Consider the following 15,855-nt stretch of genomic DNA (forward strand, 5'->3'; position numbering starts at 1 on the left):
CACATTCTTTCCATTCAAGAGATGAGAAAGTACTATTTAATTCTTTGGCCATTTTCATCAATAATTTTTTCACCATCTTCTTTGCTAAATGCGCCTTTCTGAGGAAACGGGAGAATATCCAAAACAACTTCAGAAGGACGACACAAACGTGTACCTAAATCCGTAACAACGAATGGGCGGTTAATCAAAATAGGATGTTGAAGCATAAAATTTAAAAGCTGTTCATCAGACCAATCTTCCCGAACAATTTCTAAATCAGAATATGGAGGTACATTTTTACGAATTGCTTCTCTAACACTTAAACCAGCACTACGAATAAGTTCAATTAATTCTGCTTTCGAAGGTGGGGTAATTAGATATTCAATAACGATTGGTTCAATTCCTGCATTTTGAATTAAAGCTAAGGTATTCCTTGATGTACCACACTCAGGATTGTGATAAATCTTTATGGTCGAGAACATTTTGACTAACACTGCTATTAGAAACTCAGATATACTTATATACGTATTTCCACATATATGTAAATACGTATATTGATTTTATTTAAATTACTTAATTAGGACTTACGCATTGAGGGATTTAAAAAAGTCTCAAACTACTTTATAACGTATCTGTGATCAGACGAACTAAACATGCTTCTACAGCAACTTGTACATTACCCATTTATATGGGCTTTCTCATGACAGAACCAAACTCTATTAGCTGCACACAACTTGCCGAGACTTATAATATCTCGCATGACAGTGTAAATCGCTTTTTGGAGCGTGAAGACTACACAGCTCGCGATCTATATCAAGAAGCAATTCAACACATTGATAATAATAAACTTATAGTCAGTATTGATGATACTGTTTTAGATAAGCCATATAGTCAACATATGGACTTAGTTAGCTATTTTTGGTCAGGTAAACACCACCGATCCGTCAAGGGTATTAATCTCATTACCTTGTATGCGACAGATCAACATGGCAAAAATATTCCAATTAATTTTCGAATTTATGATAAGTCAGAAAGTAAAACCAAGAATGATTACTTTATGGAGATGTTAAGTGAAGTACTCGATTGGGGTGCAAAGATTCAATTCATTACAGGTGATAGTTGGTATTCATCGACTGAAAATCTAAAAACCATAAGAAAACATGGTATTCGATTTATGTTTGGTGTCGACAGTAACCGTAAGGTTTCCCCTGAAAAAGGACAATGGTTTCAACTCCGTTTATTGCCGAATTTTCATCAGGGTCAAGTGGTCTGGCTCAAAGATGTTGGCTTTGTACAATTATTTAAGACTCAGTTAAAAGAACAGCAGAGATTTTATATTGTGCATCAAGATGAAGATGATTTATTGTCCTTTGATGGTTTTTATGAATTACATTCAAGTCATTGGAAAATAGAACAATATCATCGAGTAATTAAACAGGTTTGTCATATTGAAAAGTTTCAAGTAAGACGATCCAAGCTGATTTTGAATCATATTTTCTCAGCCTTGATGGCCTATGTTGAGATACAAAAGAACCAGTTTGAGCGGATCTTTGAAAATGTATATCGTTGGCAGAAGAAATTATTTAGACCAATTATCAAGAACTTTATTGATGAATTTATTCTCGATAAGAATCATCTGCTGCCACAGAAAATCTATAAATAATAGTGCGTAAGTCCTATTAATGTCAATAAATGTATATATATTCTTGCAAATTCTTATGAGTGAGAAAAAACTCGTTATTTAAATATGTAAATTTAGAGTATACCCTAAAATTACATTTTAAAAGTTTTTAAAAACATGTACCATTTAAATGTTTTTTAATCATAAGTAACATGTAACTTTGGTATTAAAGATTTATAATTTACGAAATTGTTCATTTTTATCCAATTGGGGCGTAAAAAGTGAAAGGCCAAAAAGTAGGCTATGTGCGAGTGAGTTCGGTCGAGCAAAATACGGGACGTCAACTTGAGGGAATTGAAGTCGACCGGATTTTTGTTGACCGTGCTTCAGGTAAAAATACCGACCGACCGAAATTTCAGGAAATGTTGAATTATGTCCGGGAAGGAGACCGGGTGATAGTACATTCCATGGATCGTTTTGCGCGAAGCTTAAAAGATTTGGTGACTGAAGTGGATAAACTGGTCAAACGAGGGATTGCCATCCAGTTTGTAAAAGAAAATATTACTTTTACGGCCCAATCCACCCCGATGGATAATTTGATGCTGCAACTGATGGGTGCTTTTGCACAGTTTGAACGTGAGATCATTTTAGAGCGGCAAAAGGAAGGAATTAAACTTGCCTCTTCTCAAGGGAAGTACAAAGGCCGGGTACATAAATTGAAACCTGATCAGGCTGAAGCTTTGCGACAAGACTGGAAGGAAGGGAAGTACCCTTCAAAAATGGCATTAGGCCAGGCATTTGGAATTAGTCGCCAAGCGGTATATCGGTATTTAAAAGCCGGGAAATAACTCAATTGAAATTGGCGACTATATTTAGTTTAGCTTATGAAAATCGTGAAACGTTGATTAAATAATAAGTGCAGAAAGCAAAGAGTTACTAATTTTATACAATATAAGTTTTTGATTTATAATTAATTAACTCGATTGCAATCTAGCTTTTTCAGCAACGATTTATCTTTTTTAAAATAGTATTAATTTATTTTTTTGAGAACAAACCTTAACAAAATTACAAGTTTGTAATTTTGTCGTCATTCGGATGTATATATTTACTCATTATTATAAGTAAAGATTTTTTTGGTCCAAGATATGATTAGATTCAATAATATGTACATGAAGATTATTTTAGTTATTTTTACTATAGTTTTTTCAACCAGTAGTTTTGCTGATGGGGGACTCCGTTTCTTAGAGAAAAATTTAGAAATAATTAACAAATAATTAACATAGTAATTTAAATTAAAAAGTGATTTATCAGGTGAATTTTAACTATATAAATAATTTATTTAATTTAATAAACCTTTCATAAATCATTTTTTGCTCAGTTCTATGTTGTAAATTCCAGCAATTATCATAGCCACGCGGCTGTTACTGAAGAGAATAGTAAGAAGCTAATATTTACTGTAGGTTTGACCACTACGTTTTAATCGTAGAAATTATAACCGTTTTTATTACTCAAAGTTTAACTTTTGTGATTATCTAAAAACACATAGCGGTCGAATGGCCATATTAACTGACTTAAAATCAGTCGTATACTTTAATGTAGCGGTTCTGATAGCACAAAAGTTCGCAGCATGAAAACGGAACCGGCATAATTGATTTATAGTGAACCCATACACTAAGCATAATGATTTAGAGGACGATAATCCCAATGAAAAAATTCCTTTTAGGAGCTGTTGCCGCATCTGTTTTGGCCTTTTCAGGCAATGCTATGGCCAATTTTGTGGCAGGTCAGGACTATCAGGTGGTTGCAAAACCAGTCAAAGTCGAAAAACCGGGCAGAATTGAGGTACGTGAATTCTTCTGGTACGGCTGTGGTCACTGTTTCGCGCTTGAACCACATATGCAGGGCTGGTTGAAAAAATTACCAAAAGATGTACGTTTTGTACGTACGCCGGCTGCAATGAATCCACTCTGGGAGCAGGCAGCGCGTGCTTATTATGTGTCTGAAGCATTGGGTGTGCGTCAAAAAGCACATTTACAATTATTCCATGATATTCATGATAAGCAACGTCCAATTTTAGAACAGGCGCAATTGGCCAAGTTCTATACCCGCTATGGTATTCCTGAAGCGAAATTTAACAGCACTTATAAATCTTTCCCGATCACTTCGAAAATTGCCCAAGCCAAAAATCTGGCTGCTCAGTATCAGTTAAGTGGTGTTCCGGCAGTGACCGTGAATGGTAAATATATTGTGCAGGGTAATGATGCCAAAGTCATTCAGGTGGTGAATTACCTGATCGAGAAAGAGCGTAAAGCCAAATAAGACGCGATTGATTATCTCTAAAAAAAACCTGCATCGAATCTGCAGGTTTTTTTATTTAAACTGGAGGAATGGTTATTTACGTCCTGACTGCCGGATCTGGTGTTTCTATCGGCGGGCGATACCAGTGTAAAATTCCTCGGAATAAGAGCTGCATCTGCAACACGCTTTGCGCTTTAAAGTAATGAATTTTCCTTTCTATTTCAACACGCAGAATTGCCGAGGCGCCCCGACGCTCTACAACAAACAAATTCTAATCTAAGATTTACATAAATAGACTGATAAAGTTTAAAAGGAATAAATATTAATTTAAACAACATGGAAATTCTTGTTAATTTCAACAGAAATATGAACAATCTCTTCATGAATTGACAAAGCTTTACGAACTACCTCTGCTGTTAAGGAGTCATTAACTGTATTTAGGGATAAAATACATGAAAATTTACTTCTACCTACTTTCCAGACATGCAGATCAGTAATCGTAATTTGGTTATCTAATTCCTCTACAACTTCCTGAATCTCCTTTACTACAGGATGTTCCATCTCTGCATCAAGCAATGTTTTACCTGTTTCTCTAATCAATCCCCAAGACCATTGTGCTACAAGCACTGCACCTACGATCCCTAGAATTGCATCTAAAAAATCCCATCCAAAATACTTCCCTGCGAAAAGTGCAATAATCGCTAATACAGAAGTTACTGCATCTGCTACTACATGAAGAAAAGCGGCTTTCTGGTTTAAGTCATGGTCATCATGAGAGTGATGATGATGGTGGTGGTGACCATTTTCACGTAGTAACCAGGCACAAATAAAATTAACGATCAAGCCAACAATCGCAATTGAAATTGCCTCGTTGTAGTGAATATTCACAGGATTGAATAAACGTTCTATCGATTGAACACCCATGAATACAGCAACAACCATCAATAAAATGGCACTCGAATATCCAGCTAAGATTTCTATCTTCCATGTACCGAAACAGAATCTCTGATCACGAGCATATTTTCGAGCCATTTTATAGGCAAAATAAGCTAAGCCCAATGCCAACATATGAGAACTCATATGCCATCCATCAGCCAATAAAGCCATGGAATTAAAGAACCATCCTCCAAAAATTTCAAACACCATCATTACACCAGTGAGGATGGTTGCGATTAAAATTTTCTTTTGTGCTAAAGGATTTCCTTCGTCAAATTGATGCGAATGGTCACTTTTAACATTATTTAGATATTACATTTTATTGCACCACAATTAATACTCCCCCATAGTATATGTTCTTGAGGTTGAATAGTATGTCTCACTTAAATCAGAACAAAAAAATTTTAAATCGGATTAGACGAATTCAAGGTCAAACTAATGCCCTTGAACAGAATATTTTAAATTCTGAAAATTCTTGTATTGAGGTATTACAGCAAGTTGCAGCAATTAAAGGTGCGATAAATGGCTTAATGAATGAGTTAATAGAACTTCATCTTAGAGAACATGTACTCGGTGATACTGAGAAAATAAAGGAAAAAGAACTAAATGAATTTTTAGCTTTAGTTAAACGCTACTTATAACTTTAAAGCACAGTCTTTTAAATAAAAAAACTGTGTGCGCACCTATTAATGACAGTGGTAATCACCAGTTTTACTGTTGGTATGACAACCCTGTGAGTTCGTTCCCCCAGAATGAGCATTCGCATAGGTAAATGACATGCCTATAAAGCATATTAATAAAATTCTTTTCATCTTAATCCCTCTCAAATAATTAGAATATCAACTGTATGATATTTAATAAAAGCCAACATGGCTTAGACCATTTCCAAATATATAAAGTAAAGCCAACAAAACTTTAAATGTATATAAAAAATGGTTAAATAATTGCAAGGGGGGCTTTAAAACGTTTTAATCGTAAAGCATTTCCTAGTACAAATATTGACGAGAGAGCCATTGCACCAGCAGCAAATACAGGAGAAAGTAGCAGTCCAAATTGCGGATAAAGTACACCTGCTGCAATAGGAATCAGAGCTGCATTGTAAACAAATGCCCAAAATAAATTTTCACGAATATTGGTTATAGTCGCTTTGCTTAAAGCGATAGCATTTGGCACTCCTTTCAGGTTGCCAGACATCAAAACCACATCAGCAGCTTCAATAGCTACGTCTGTACCTGTACCTATTGCTAAACCAATATCTGCTTCTGCAAGTGCAGGGGCATCATTAATGCCATCTCCAACATATGCGAGTTTACCATATTGATTTTTTAATTTTTTAACGGCCTCTATTTTACCTTCAGGTAAGACTTCTGCAATAACCTCATCAATACCTAGTTTTTTTGCAATCGCTTGAGCTGTATGACGGTTATCACCTGTAATCATGGCAACCTTTAAACCTAACTGATGTAACGCTTCAATTGCAGCAAATGTTGATTCTTTAATTGGATCTGCTACAGCAATAATGGCAGCAAGTTTCTGGTCAATCGCAACATAGAGAGGGGTTTTTCCTTCTTCTCCCAAACGATCCGAAAATTGAGAAAAAACATTAGGATTCAAACCTAGTTTTTCCATATATCGATCTGCACCAATATGAACCAAATGTTCAGACACCGTTGCTTCTATTCCATAGCCCGTGACTGACTTGAAATCAGCAACAGGAGACAGGATTAATTCCTTATCTATAGCGGCTTGTACAATTGCTCGAGCAATAGGATGCTCAGACTTTGATTCAACGGCTGCCATAAGTGAAAGTACGGCATTGTATTCAAACCCTTCTAAGACATGCAGATCGGTTAAAATTGGTTTCCCTTCAGTCAGGGTCCCTGTTTTATCAACAGCAACCACTTTAGTTTCTTTGAGCAGCTGCAAAGCTTCCCCTTTACGGAATAAAACACCCATTTCAGCACCACGCCCAGTTCCCACCATGATTGATGTAGGCGTTGCAAGTCCCATTGCACAAGGACATGCAATAATGAGTACCGCAACTGCATTAACTAAGCTAAACGTTAGGGCTGGCTCAGGGCCGAAGATAAACCAAGTAATAAAAGTTAAAAGAGAGAGACCCATTACTACAGGTACAAACCACATGGTAATTTTATCAACCAATGCCTGAATAGGCAGCTTGGAACCCTGTGCCTGTTCAACCATTCGGATGATTTGAGAAAGCACTGATGAACTACCAACAGAGGTGGCTTTGATATTTAAGCTGCCACTTTGGTTAATTGTTCCTCCTACCACAGTAGAGCCTATCGTTTTTTCAACGGGCATAGGCTCGCCAGTAATCATGGATTCATCAATAAAACTTTGGCCGTGAATAACTTCACCATCGACAGGGATACGCTCGCCTGGTCTAATCTCTACAATCGTTCCTGTTTGAACTTCGGCAATCGGAACTTCTATCACCTGATTATTGAGCTGTATTCTGGCAACTTTAGGCTGCATTCCAACTAGATGTTGAATTGCTAAAGACGTTCGGCCTTTTGCCTTGGCTTCAAAAAATCTACCTAATAGAATTAAAGTGATAATAACCGCTGCAGCTTCATAATAAACATTGACCGTGCCTTGTGGCAGGACACTTGGAAAGAAAGTAGCAACCACTGAATAAAGATAAGCAGCCAATGTTCCTACAGCCACCAAGGAATTCATGTCTGGTGCTAAGCGGAATAAACTTGGGATGCCCTTTTTAAAGAAGCGTCGGCCTGGAAAAATTAATGCTACTGTGGTCAAGAAAAATTGCATTAACCAGCTATTTTGTTGGCCAATGTTATCCATCATAAACGTATGAAAGGCGGGAATCAGGTGTGATCCCATTTCTAAAATAAAAACGGGTAGAGTCAATAAGACTGACAAAATTAAATCTTTTTTAAGTTTTTCTAATTCAATATTTTTTTTATCTTGAAAGCTTTCCGTAGTTTGATGAACTGACTTTGCTTCAAACCCTGCTTTGGTGACAGCCTGAATTAACGAGTCACGAGTGACAGATGAGCTTGCCTGAATAGTCGCTTTTTCAGTAGCCAGATTTACATGAGCTGATTCCACACCCTCAACAGATTTTAAGGCCTTTTCTACTCGACCTACACAAGAAGCACATGACATACCCTCAATCGTAAGCTCTATTGGTTGCAGCGCTTCCACTTCGTAGCCTGCTTTTTCTACGGCTTTAATTAAAGTAGCGCGATCAAGTGGTTGATGCGCATAAATGACTGCTTTTTCGGTAGCCAGATTTACATGAGCCGATTCAACACCCTCAACAGATTTTAAAGCTTTTTCCACACGGCCTACACAAGAAGCACATGTCATCCCCTCAATCTCTAATGTTTCACTGTAGTGTGGCGTATCAGTCATTTCGGTACTCATATACGATCTCTATCATTTAGATATGCTGAGTTCTATATGCGAAGATCAGCTCGAACCAAGATTAGGGGGAATTCAGGGATTACTTTTATTTCAAGCAAGTACAGGTTTTATCTGTACGATGAGGAAAATAAGAGAGAGTAAAAGTGGTAAGGAATTCCCACTGTTACTCTAACAGAGATTAAGCAGGATCAGCTGTAAATCCACGCTCACTGAGAGTGGCAATGACTTGATCCTGACTCACCGTTGTGTTGATTTCAACAATACGGTTTTGTAAATCAATATCGAGTGAGGCATTCGAGTCGAGCTCTTTAATTGCGGTAGTAATGCCGCGTGCACAACCACCACAAGTCATATTAGCGATGTGAAATTTCATATGTTGCTCCTTTTTAACAAAACATTTGTTTAAAACATTAGAACAGTAACTCTAAACTTTCACCATACAACCAGCCTTTTTCTGAATCAGTTACTCGCTGTAACTTGGTCTGTTTACAACCTTACAGTTTTCTTCAGAGTATTCCAAAGAAGAGTGTTCTAATGACTACAGTAAAAGTACTTAACCAACATTAATGTGACTTTAAAATGACATTTTTGTCATCTACGATCACTCTGAAATTTATAAGATTAGTTATTTCAATCAATGGTAGTGAACTGAATAGATGAGACCGTTATGGGTTGAAGATAAGCTAAAAACCGGTGACTACCTTTATGTATAATGCCTCATGATGCGATTTTACTGTTCTGATTGTCGTAAGTTGGCAGTCCAGTAGAAACTTTATTGCTCAGCTACAAAAGATAAATGCAGTAATGTTAAATTTCCTCAATTCCCTTATTTTGAAATTCTCTTATTCAATACCCACGACAGTGGTTATATAGCCTGTTGTTAATAGAATTGATAGACCTAATAACATCTCAAATAAAATGGCATGACTAAGGTGTTTAGCGAATTTAGGATGTTGAAGACGCGGGGTGAAATACCATTTGTTGAAGGCAGCTAAAAGTAGAATACCTATAACAAAAAACATTTTAACCATGAAACCATAGCCATATGCAGTATTGATTAAGGTATTAAAATCTTTAATTAAAAGAAGAGCTACACTAGCGCCACAGGCGATTAATATCCCAACAATGAAAGCAGCAATACGTCCAAATACATGCATGCGATCTTTTAAAGGTAAACCACTTATTTCCCGGCTGGTTTTCCATAACGGATATAAAGACCCCATCCATAACGACATAACTAGAATATGGATTGATAATAAAATTTGAGCAAGTAAGGTTAAATTAGCGACATGTCCGAGCTGGGAAAAACTAAAAATAATCGGGAGAAGTAAAACACAAAATATTGAACTTTCAATTATAGAAAACTGACCTTTGTTCCTGTTAAGTTTAACCACCATGAGAAGAAGTAAAAGAGCAAAACTAATAGAACGAAGAACGTATATATACCCCGTCGGAGTATTAACCAATATATTAATATACGTGGGGTCCACCATACCTGTAATACCAGTATTGGCAAAACTACCAATCAGAATAAAAAATCCCAAGGTACTGGAAATTAGGCCTAATCCAGCGCCAATTGTAATATATTTAAGAATCGATTCTTTTAGTTCAAGATATTGTCTAAGTAAAAAATAGCAAAAGGCTCCACCAACGACAAAAGCTACACTTAAATATAAAATAACCTTAGTTAACCAAGTGGCCCACATCCAATATTCAGAAATCATTATTTTTGTCCATTCTAGAACAACATGCCAGCACCTCACTGACATGTTGAAAGGTAATCAATTCTTATTTAGTTGATTTGATAGTGAAACTATATTCACCATTCATGTTGTGACCATCTTTCCCCATTGTTGTCCAGACAACGGTATATTTACCTTTTTTCAGTTTCGGAAGAGCTACATCAAAGGATTTCTTTAAGTCATGAGTAACTTTATATTTTAAAGGAACATCTCTTCGCTGAGCATCCAGTAACTTAATATTCATCAACATAACCTCTGCACCAAAGTTAAGGGTCAAGTTCTTTGGTTGACTAAGGATAGATGCATTTTCCGCAGGAATCGCACTCACTAAACTCACATGAGCGAACGTAGTTGTAGTAGCCACAATCATCGTTGCAGCTACTACAACATTACGTAGAGCAGTCATTTTATTTTGAAATAATTTCATTTACGTTTCCTCTTGATTCGTTAGTTCATTAGAGATGACTTTATAAAATCTATATTTAATGAGACCACATCATCTCCTCTTATATTTCAATTATTAGTAAGAGACAGAAACAGGGCGATGACTTCAAAATTACATTTTTGTCATTTTTAAAAATCAATAGACTCAAGTGATAAAATTATTCAATAGAAATAAAAAAATTGACTATAACCAGCTACCACCTAAGTAAAACACCGGTGGCATAACCAGCGATCAACTTCATCAAAAGAATGAGTGGAGCAAATAAATGAAAAATACCTCTCTCTATTTGTTTGCTTCATTCATTTAAAGGTTGTATCGGCTGATCAACTGATGGAAGGAAAATATCATGACTTATATCCGCCAAACTTTACTTGCACTTTGTATAACCACTGCCGCTCTAGGTGCATTAGCCCAAAATCCTGAAGAGCATCAAACTCATCACCCAGAAAATACTCCTCCATCCACAGTCACTGTTAAAAAGACAGCTACTGGCACGATGACTCCAGACAAAATGGCTGCAATGGACCAGCACATGAAAGCGATGCAAGCCATGCATGAAAAGATGATGGCTGCAAAAAACCCGCAAGAACGTCAGAAACTTATGGCTGAGCACATGAAACTCATGCAAGGAGGTATAAGCATGATGAAACAGATGGGTAGCCAAAGCATGAATGCCAATATGGCTGACCGTCAGCAAATGATGGAAAAACGTATGGACATGATGCAATCCATGATGCAGATGATGATGGACTGTATGCCTCCGTCAGCAACTAAATAGTTACCCATGAATTAGGGGAAAGCACCATGAATCACCAACACCAAGAAAATAATTCAGTACCTAACTTCTGGTCTACACGTTATGCCATTGGTCTAATCGTGCTGGGTGGTATCGCAGCTTATTTTCTATTAACGGAACATTTAGCCCACGTTATCGGTGCTTTGCCTTATTTATTCCTTTTAGCGTGTCCACTGATGCATATTTTTATGCATGGTGGTCATGGGCATAACCACTCGCAGCAAAAAAAATCCGATATATCTGATAACAAAAAATAGCTCTTATCAGGAGATCCATCATGAATCATGCGGAATCGGCTTATGGTTTATGGACGCTGGTTATCATTAACTCAGCAGTTTTTATCATGTTCGCTTTCAGTTTTTTTAGACCTTCCACTGCGCGCGATTGGCGTACATTTGGGGTCTTTTCGGCTTTTATCATTGCTCTATTTGTCGAAATGTATGGTTTTCCTTTAACCATTTACCTGTTATCTGGTTGGCTTCAAACTCGCTTCCCTCAACTTGACTTACTTTCTCATAATGCAGGTCACTTGTGGTCAACGCTATTAGGTGAAAAAGGTGATCCACATTTTGGCATTTTGCATATCGCCAGTTACGTTTTCTTGGGCTATGGATTTTACCTGTTATCAACGTCATGGCACGTGCTGTACAACGAGCAACGTCAGCATTCTTTAGCGATCACAGGCCCTTATGCACGTATACGTCACCCATAATACGTGGCTTTTGTGATGATCTTGCTGGGTTTTTTATTGCAATGGCCAACTTTACTGACACTGATTATGTTTCCAATCCTACTCTTAATGTACAGCCGCTTGGCAATTAAGGAAGAGGCTGAAATGAGTAAACAGTTTGGCGCTGTCTATGACAGCTATGCTCAACAGACTCCGAGATTTATTCCAAAATTCGGCCATAAAACCACTTTACCATAAGAGAATTATTTATGTCAGATCAAAAAAATCATAACCAGGACCATATGGCACAGGCTACAACAGACGTACTGAAAGACCCAGTCTGTGGTATGACCGTCACTGAAGAATCGAAATACCATGAGGAATTTAAGGGGAAAACTTACTTTTTTTGCAGTGATAAATGTCAATCAAAGTTTCATAGCAGCCCGGTGCAATATATCGCTAAACCCGCAACGACGACTGCCGATGCACATACACAGCATCATCAGACTACTCAATCCGTTAATGAGACAAGCACAACAGGCACGATCATCTATACGTGCCCAATGCATCCAGAAATTAAACAAGATCATCCTGGAAACTGTCCTAAATGCGGAATGACACTGGAGCCACTCATTCCTGAATTAGAGGAAGATGAGAATCCGGAGTTACGTGATTTCCGCCGACGCTTCTGGTGGACACTGCCATTGACCATCATCGTGACTTTTTTGGCGATGTTTGGTCATCAAATGAACCTGTTCAATATGGCGGTTCAGAGCTGGATTGAACTGGTGTTGTCACTCCCAATTGTACTTTGGGCAGGTTGGCCATTTTTTTCCCGGGGTTGGCAATCGGTTGTGAATCGCAGCCCGAACATGTGGACGCTGATTGGTTTGGGCACTGGAGCTGCATTTATTTATAGTGTGGTCGCAACCATTGCACCGCAAATCTTCCCAGACTCATTTATTTCCATGGGTCGTGTCGCTGTTTACTTTGAAGCTTCAGCGGTCATCATTTCATTGACCCTACTGGGACAAATATTGGAGTTAAAAGCACGTTCGCAAACTTCTGTTGCAATTAAGTCACTCCTTGGGCTCGCTCCTAAAACAGCTCGCCGAATCCTGCCTGATGGAACTGAAGAAGATGTTCCTCTAACGCATGTCCATGTAGGAGATTTACTCAGAATTCGCCCAGGTGAAAAAGTGCCTGTGGATGGTGTAATCACTGAAGGAAGTAGTTCAGTGGATGAATCGATGCTGACAGGTGAACCTTTACCTATCACTAAACGTATCGGCGATAAAGTCATTGGAGCTACCCTGAATACCAATGGTTCATTGATCATGCGTTCAGAGAAAATTGGTTCAAGTACCATGTTATCCCAGATCGTACAGATGGTGGCGCAAGCTCAACGATCGAGAGCACCAATGCAACGTATGGCTGATCAGGTAGCAGGTTGGTTCGTCATGGCTGTAGTGACCATTGCCTTGCTTACCTTCTTTGGATGGGGACTATTCGGCCCAGAAGAATCAAGCTGGGTTTATGCATTAATCAATGCTGTGGCAGTACTCATTATTGCCTGTCCTTGTGCACTAGGCTTGGCAACTCCAATGTCTATCATGGTTGCGACGGGTCAAGGTGCTACTCATGGTGTGCTGTTCCGTGATGCAGCAGCCATTGAGAATCTACGCAAGATTGACACACTAATCATCGATAAAACAGGTACGTTAACTGAAGGACGCCCTGTATTCGATCGTGTAGTTGCCGCATCAGATTTTGACGAATCTGAAGTATTACGTTTAGCCGCCAGTCTTGATCAAGGCAGTGAACACCCGCTAGCCGAAGCGATTGTAAACGCAGCACACGAACGTGGCCTGTCTCTTGAAACACCAGATAATTTTGAATCGGGCTCAGGGATTGGTGTTCGAGGTCAAGTGGGCGATCGTCAGTTAGCTTTGGGCAACACAGCACTGATGGAGCAATTGGGTATCTCGGTACAATCTCTGATTCCGCAAGCCGAAGAGCTGCGTTCGGAAGGTGCAAGTGTGATGCATCTAGCCATCAATGGTGAATTGGCCGGTCTGCTTGCAGTATCCGATCCCATCAAAAAAAATACCCCAGAAGCACTTGCCACCCTGAAGGAAGCGGGTCTACGTATCGTGATGGCAACAGGAGATGGTCTCACCACTGCCCGTTCAGTCGCAGCACGTCTAGGCATTGATGAGGTACATGGCGAAGTCAAACCCGCAGATAAACTAGAACTGGTCAGCAAATTGCAGAAGGAAGGTCGCATCGTGGCTATGGCTGGTGATGGCATCAATGATGCACCAGCCTTGGCTAAAGCTGATGTCGGTATCGCTATGGGAACCGGGACTGATGTTGCAATGAATAGTGCCCAAGTTACGCTGGTCAAGGGAGATTTACGAGGGATTGCTGTTGCCCGTTCACTTTCGGAAGCTACTGTCGGCAACATGAAACAGAACCTCATGTTTGCTTTCCTTTACAATGCTTTGGGTATCCCTATCGCGGCTGGCGTACTATATCCATTTACCGGTTGGTTGTTGTCACCGATGATTGCCGCCTTGGCTATGAGTTTGAGTTCAGCTTCAGTCATCACCAATGCCCTTCGCCTGCGAAATAAAAAGTTATGATAGAGAGTTCCTTTCTTCCACCAGATGTATCAGGGCTGGTTGCAGCACTCGCCATCGGCCTGCTCATTGGTTTAGAACGAGGATGGCAGGATCGAGAACTGCCAGAAGGCAGCCGAGTAGCAGGTCTACGTACCTTCACATTGACAGGATTGCTCGGAGGAATGCTCGGTCATTTACAACCAAACTTCGGAGCTTGGCCGCTAGTTGCGGCCGTATTAGGGCTTTCCTTATTACTAACAGTGTCCTATGCTCGTACCGCAAAAATTTCCGGTAATTTAAGTGCTACCACAATTATTGCGATGCTGTTGACATTAGTTTTAGGTGCATATGCATCCCATGGCAATGTTACTTTAGCATTAACCGCGGCTGTAATCGTCGCTGTATTTTTGGATCTCAAGCCAACCTTACACGGTTGGCTACGCTTGATAGAGCATCGTGAATTAACCGCATCCCTGCAGTTGCTGGTACTTTCTGTCGTTATATTACCCTACTTACCCAATACGGGTCTGGGACCTTTTGCTGCATTAAATCCTTACCAGTTATGGTGGGCAGTGATCCTGATTGCCGGACTCTCTCTGGCAGGTCATTTTGCCATGCGGCTTACCGGTTCAGAAAGAGGCATATTCTGGACAGGTCTATTGGGTGGTTTGGCATCGTCTACAGCTGCAACTGTCGCACTGGCACGCTATACACGCCAGCACCCCGTCATGGTCAGTGCTGCTATTTCTGGAACATTGGCTGCCTGTGGCATCATGTTTTTTCGTATGGTTGTGCTGATAGGCGTCATTGAGCCAGCATTGCTAAGCACTTTTGGTGGTGCAATGATGATTGCGGGAATCCTTCTGCTGGGTATGGCATTGTGGAGACAACGCCAAATTACCAGCGCTGAAAACAACGATCGAACAATAGAAGCAATGGCTCCTTTTGATCTTGGGACAGCATTCAGCTTCGCTGCTTTCCTGGCTGTCATGGCAGTCTTGGTCCCGGCAGCAAAACAATGGTTGGGCACCAGCGGCATCTTCGTATTATCGACTATTTCTGGGCTAGCAGACGTAGATGCTATTTTAGTCTCACTTGCCCGCCTGCATAGTACTGAAGGCTTAACAACAAATGTGGCTGCTGTCGCGCTAGGGCTAGCCACACTGAGCAACATGTTAAGCAAAGCGACAATTGCATGGATGACAGGGGGGGGCACAGTTTGGCCGAGCTATCATATTTGGCTACACAATTGCCATGATAGGTGCTGGCGTAGCTCTGGCTCTCAGTTTGAGCTTTATGTAAGGTCAACTCGGGTAAATGGAAGATGTTC

The 15,855-nt window shown here is 39.5% G+C and carries 13 protein-coding genes and 4 pseudogenes; 10 read left to right on the forward strand and 7 right to left on the reverse strand.

Going from position 1 to position 15,855, the window contains the following annotated elements; translation table 11 throughout:
- Positions 1 to 32: 32 nt before the first annotated feature.
- The gene (gene arsC, locus FOC32_RS01110; protein ID WP_004733243.1) at positions 33 to 461 is read right to left on the reverse strand and encodes an arsenate reductase (glutaredoxin); all 429 of its coding nucleotides are present in this window, start codon (positions 459 to 461) and stop codon (positions 33 to 35) included.
- Between the two features lie 152 nt (positions 462 to 613).
- On the opposite strand from arsC, the gene FOC32_RS01115 reads away from it, so the two are divergent.
- The 4 genes and pseudogenes from FOC32_RS01115 to FOC32_RS01125 all read left to right on the forward strand — a co-directional run bounded on the left by FOC32_RS01115 (position 614) and on the right by FOC32_RS01125 (position 3,919).
- Positions 614 to 1,642 (forward strand): transposase, encoded by a 1,029-nt coding sequence (locus FOC32_RS01115; RefSeq protein ID WP_077067961.1) that lies wholly within the window; start codon positions 614 to 616, stop codon positions 1,640 to 1,642.
- Between the two features lie 239 nt (positions 1,643 to 1,881).
- Positions 1,882 to 2,448, forward strand: a complete 567-nt coding sequence (locus tag FOC32_RS01120) for a recombinase family protein (protein ID WP_004812033.1) — start codon at positions 1,882 to 1,884, stop codon at positions 2,446 to 2,448.
- Positions 2,449 to 3,005: 557 nt separating this feature from the next.
- Positions 3,006 to 3,127, forward strand: a pseudogene (locus tag FOC32_RS17225) (cation transporter); the annotation flags it as partial.
- 177 nt (positions 3,128 to 3,304) lie between these two features.
- Complete coding sequence (locus FOC32_RS01125; protein ID WP_004281236.1) at positions 3,305 to 3,919, forward strand: thiol:disulfide interchange protein DsbA/DsbL; 615 nt, start codon at positions 3,305 to 3,307, stop codon at positions 3,917 to 3,919.
- A 306-nt stretch (positions 3,920 to 4,225) separates the two neighbouring features.
- On the opposite strand, the pseudogene dmeF reads toward FOC32_RS01125, so the two are convergent.
- Positions 4,226 to 5,128: pseudogene (dmeF, locus tag FOC32_RS01130) on the reverse strand (CDF family Co(II)/Ni(II) efflux transporter DmeF); the annotation flags it as partial.
- 80 nt (positions 5,129 to 5,208) lie between these two features.
- Between dmeF and FOC32_RS01135 the strand changes: the two are divergent.
- Positions 5,209 to 5,475, forward strand: coding sequence for a metal/formaldehyde-sensitive transcriptional repressor (locus FOC32_RS01135; RefSeq protein WP_005006352.1), 267 nt, complete (start codon positions 5,209 to 5,211; stop codon positions 5,473 to 5,475).
- A 45-nt stretch (positions 5,476 to 5,520) separates the two neighbouring features.
- On the opposite strand, the gene FOC32_RS01140 is transcribed toward FOC32_RS01135, so the two are convergent.
- The 5 genes from FOC32_RS01140 to FOC32_RS01160 all read right to left on the reverse strand — a co-directional run bounded on the left by FOC32_RS01140 (position 5,521) and on the right by FOC32_RS01160 (position 10,417).
- Positions 5,521 to 5,646 (reverse strand): YHYH domain-containing protein, encoded by a 126-nt coding sequence (locus FOC32_RS01140; protein ID WP_094148905.1) that lies wholly within the window; start codon positions 5,644 to 5,646, stop codon positions 5,521 to 5,523.
- Positions 5,647 to 5,770: 124 nt separating this feature from the next.
- Positions 5,771 to 8,248, reverse strand: a complete 2,478-nt coding sequence (locus tag FOC32_RS01145; protein WP_004281880.1) for a heavy metal translocating P-type ATPase — start codon at positions 8,246 to 8,248, stop codon at positions 5,771 to 5,773.
- A gap of 178 nt (positions 8,249 to 8,426) precedes the next feature.
- Positions 8,427 to 8,621 carry a heavy-metal-associated domain-containing protein gene (locus FOC32_RS01150; RefSeq protein ID WP_004281879.1) on the reverse strand — a complete coding sequence of 65 codons (195 nt, stop codon included), beginning with the start codon at positions 8,619 to 8,621 and terminating at the stop codon, positions 8,427 to 8,429.
- A 469-nt stretch (positions 8,622 to 9,090) separates the two neighbouring features.
- The gene (locus tag FOC32_RS01155) at positions 9,091 to 9,972 is read right to left on the reverse strand and encodes a copper resistance D family protein (RefSeq protein WP_005105846.1); all 882 of its coding nucleotides are present in this window, start codon (positions 9,970 to 9,972) and stop codon (positions 9,091 to 9,093) included.
- 64 nt (positions 9,973 to 10,036) lie between these two features.
- Positions 10,037 to 10,417: a copper resistance CopC family protein gene (locus tag FOC32_RS01160; protein WP_004681441.1), complete on the reverse strand. Its 381-nt coding sequence runs from the start codon at positions 10,415 to 10,417 to the stop codon at positions 10,037 to 10,039.
- Positions 10,418 to 10,781: 364 nt separating this feature from the next.
- Between FOC32_RS01160 and FOC32_RS01165 the strand changes: the two genes are divergently transcribed.
- The 5 genes and pseudogenes from FOC32_RS01165 (at position 10,782) to FOC32_RS01190 (ending at position 15,827) form a co-directional block, all read left to right on the forward strand.
- Entirely contained in the window at positions 10,782 to 11,213 is a 432-nt protein-coding gene (locus tag FOC32_RS01165; RefSeq protein ID WP_034171653.1) for a hypothetical protein, read from the forward strand.
- A gap of 26 nt (positions 11,214 to 11,239) precedes the next feature.
- Positions 11,240 to 11,488 carry a DUF2933 domain-containing protein gene (locus FOC32_RS01170; protein ID WP_004695740.1) on the forward strand — a complete coding sequence of 83 codons (249 nt, stop codon included), beginning with the start codon at positions 11,240 to 11,242 and terminating at the stop codon, positions 11,486 to 11,488.
- Between the two features lie 20 nt (positions 11,489 to 11,508).
- Positions 11,509 to 12,159: pseudogene (locus FOC32_RS01175) on the forward strand (methyltransferase family protein).
- Positions 12,160 to 12,170: 11 nt separating this feature from the next.
- Positions 12,171 to 14,546 (forward strand): heavy metal translocating P-type ATPase, encoded by a 2,376-nt coding sequence (locus tag FOC32_RS01185; RefSeq protein WP_034171652.1) that lies wholly within the window; start codon positions 12,171 to 12,173, stop codon positions 14,544 to 14,546.
- A pseudogene (locus FOC32_RS01190) lies at positions 14,543 to 15,827 on the forward strand (MgtC/SapB family protein). Before FOC32_RS01185 ends, FOC32_RS01190 begins: the two are co-directional and overlap by 4 nt.
- Positions 15,828 to 15,855 lie beyond the last annotated feature (28 nt).

Source organism: Acinetobacter sp. FDAARGOS_724, assembly GCF_013364475.1.
Classification (GTDB): Bacteria; Pseudomonadota; Gammaproteobacteria; order Pseudomonadales; family Moraxellaceae; genus Acinetobacter; species Acinetobacter variabilis.

What these genes read in the sequence shown, in the direction of transcription:
- arsC (WP_004733243.1), bottom strand. Translation starts at nt 461, where the DNA reads ATGTTCTCGACCATAAAGATTTATCACAATCCTGAGTGTGGTACATCA.
- FOC32_RS01125 (WP_004281236.1), top strand. Translation starts at nt 3,305, where the DNA reads ATGAAAAAATTCCTTTTAGGAGCTGTTGCCGCATCTGTTTTGGCCTTT.
- FOC32_RS01135 (WP_005006352.1), top strand. Translation starts at nt 5,209, where the DNA reads ATGTCTCACTTAAATCAGAACAAAAAAATTTTAAATCGGATTAGACGA.
- FOC32_RS01140 (WP_094148905.1), bottom strand. Translation starts at nt 5,646, where the DNA reads ATGAAAAGAATTTTATTAATATGCTTTATAGGCATGTCATTTACCTAT.
- FOC32_RS01145 (WP_004281880.1), bottom strand. Translation starts at nt 8,248, where the DNA reads ATGAGTACCGAAATGACTGATACGCCACACTACAGTGAAACATTAGAG.
- FOC32_RS01150 (WP_004281879.1), bottom strand. Translation starts at nt 8,621, where the DNA reads ATGAAATTTCACATCGCTAATATGACTTGTGGTGGTTGTGCACGCGGC.
- FOC32_RS01155 (WP_005105846.1), bottom strand. Translation starts at nt 9,972, where the DNA reads ATGATTTCTGAATATTGGATGTGGGCCACTTGGTTAACTAAGGTTATT.
- FOC32_RS01160 (WP_004681441.1), bottom strand. Translation starts at nt 10,417, where the DNA reads ATGAAATTATTTCAAAATAAAATGACTGCTCTACGTAATGTTGTAGTA.
- FOC32_RS01165 (WP_034171653.1), top strand. Translation starts at nt 10,782, where the DNA reads ATGACTTATATCCGCCAAACTTTACTTGCACTTTGTATAACCACTGCC.
- FOC32_RS01170 (WP_004695740.1), top strand. Translation starts at nt 11,240, where the DNA reads ATGAATCACCAACACCAAGAAAATAATTCAGTACCTAACTTCTGGTCT.
- FOC32_RS01185 (WP_034171652.1), top strand. Translation starts at nt 12,171, where the DNA reads ATGTCAGATCAAAAAAATCATAACCAGGACCATATGGCACAGGCTACA.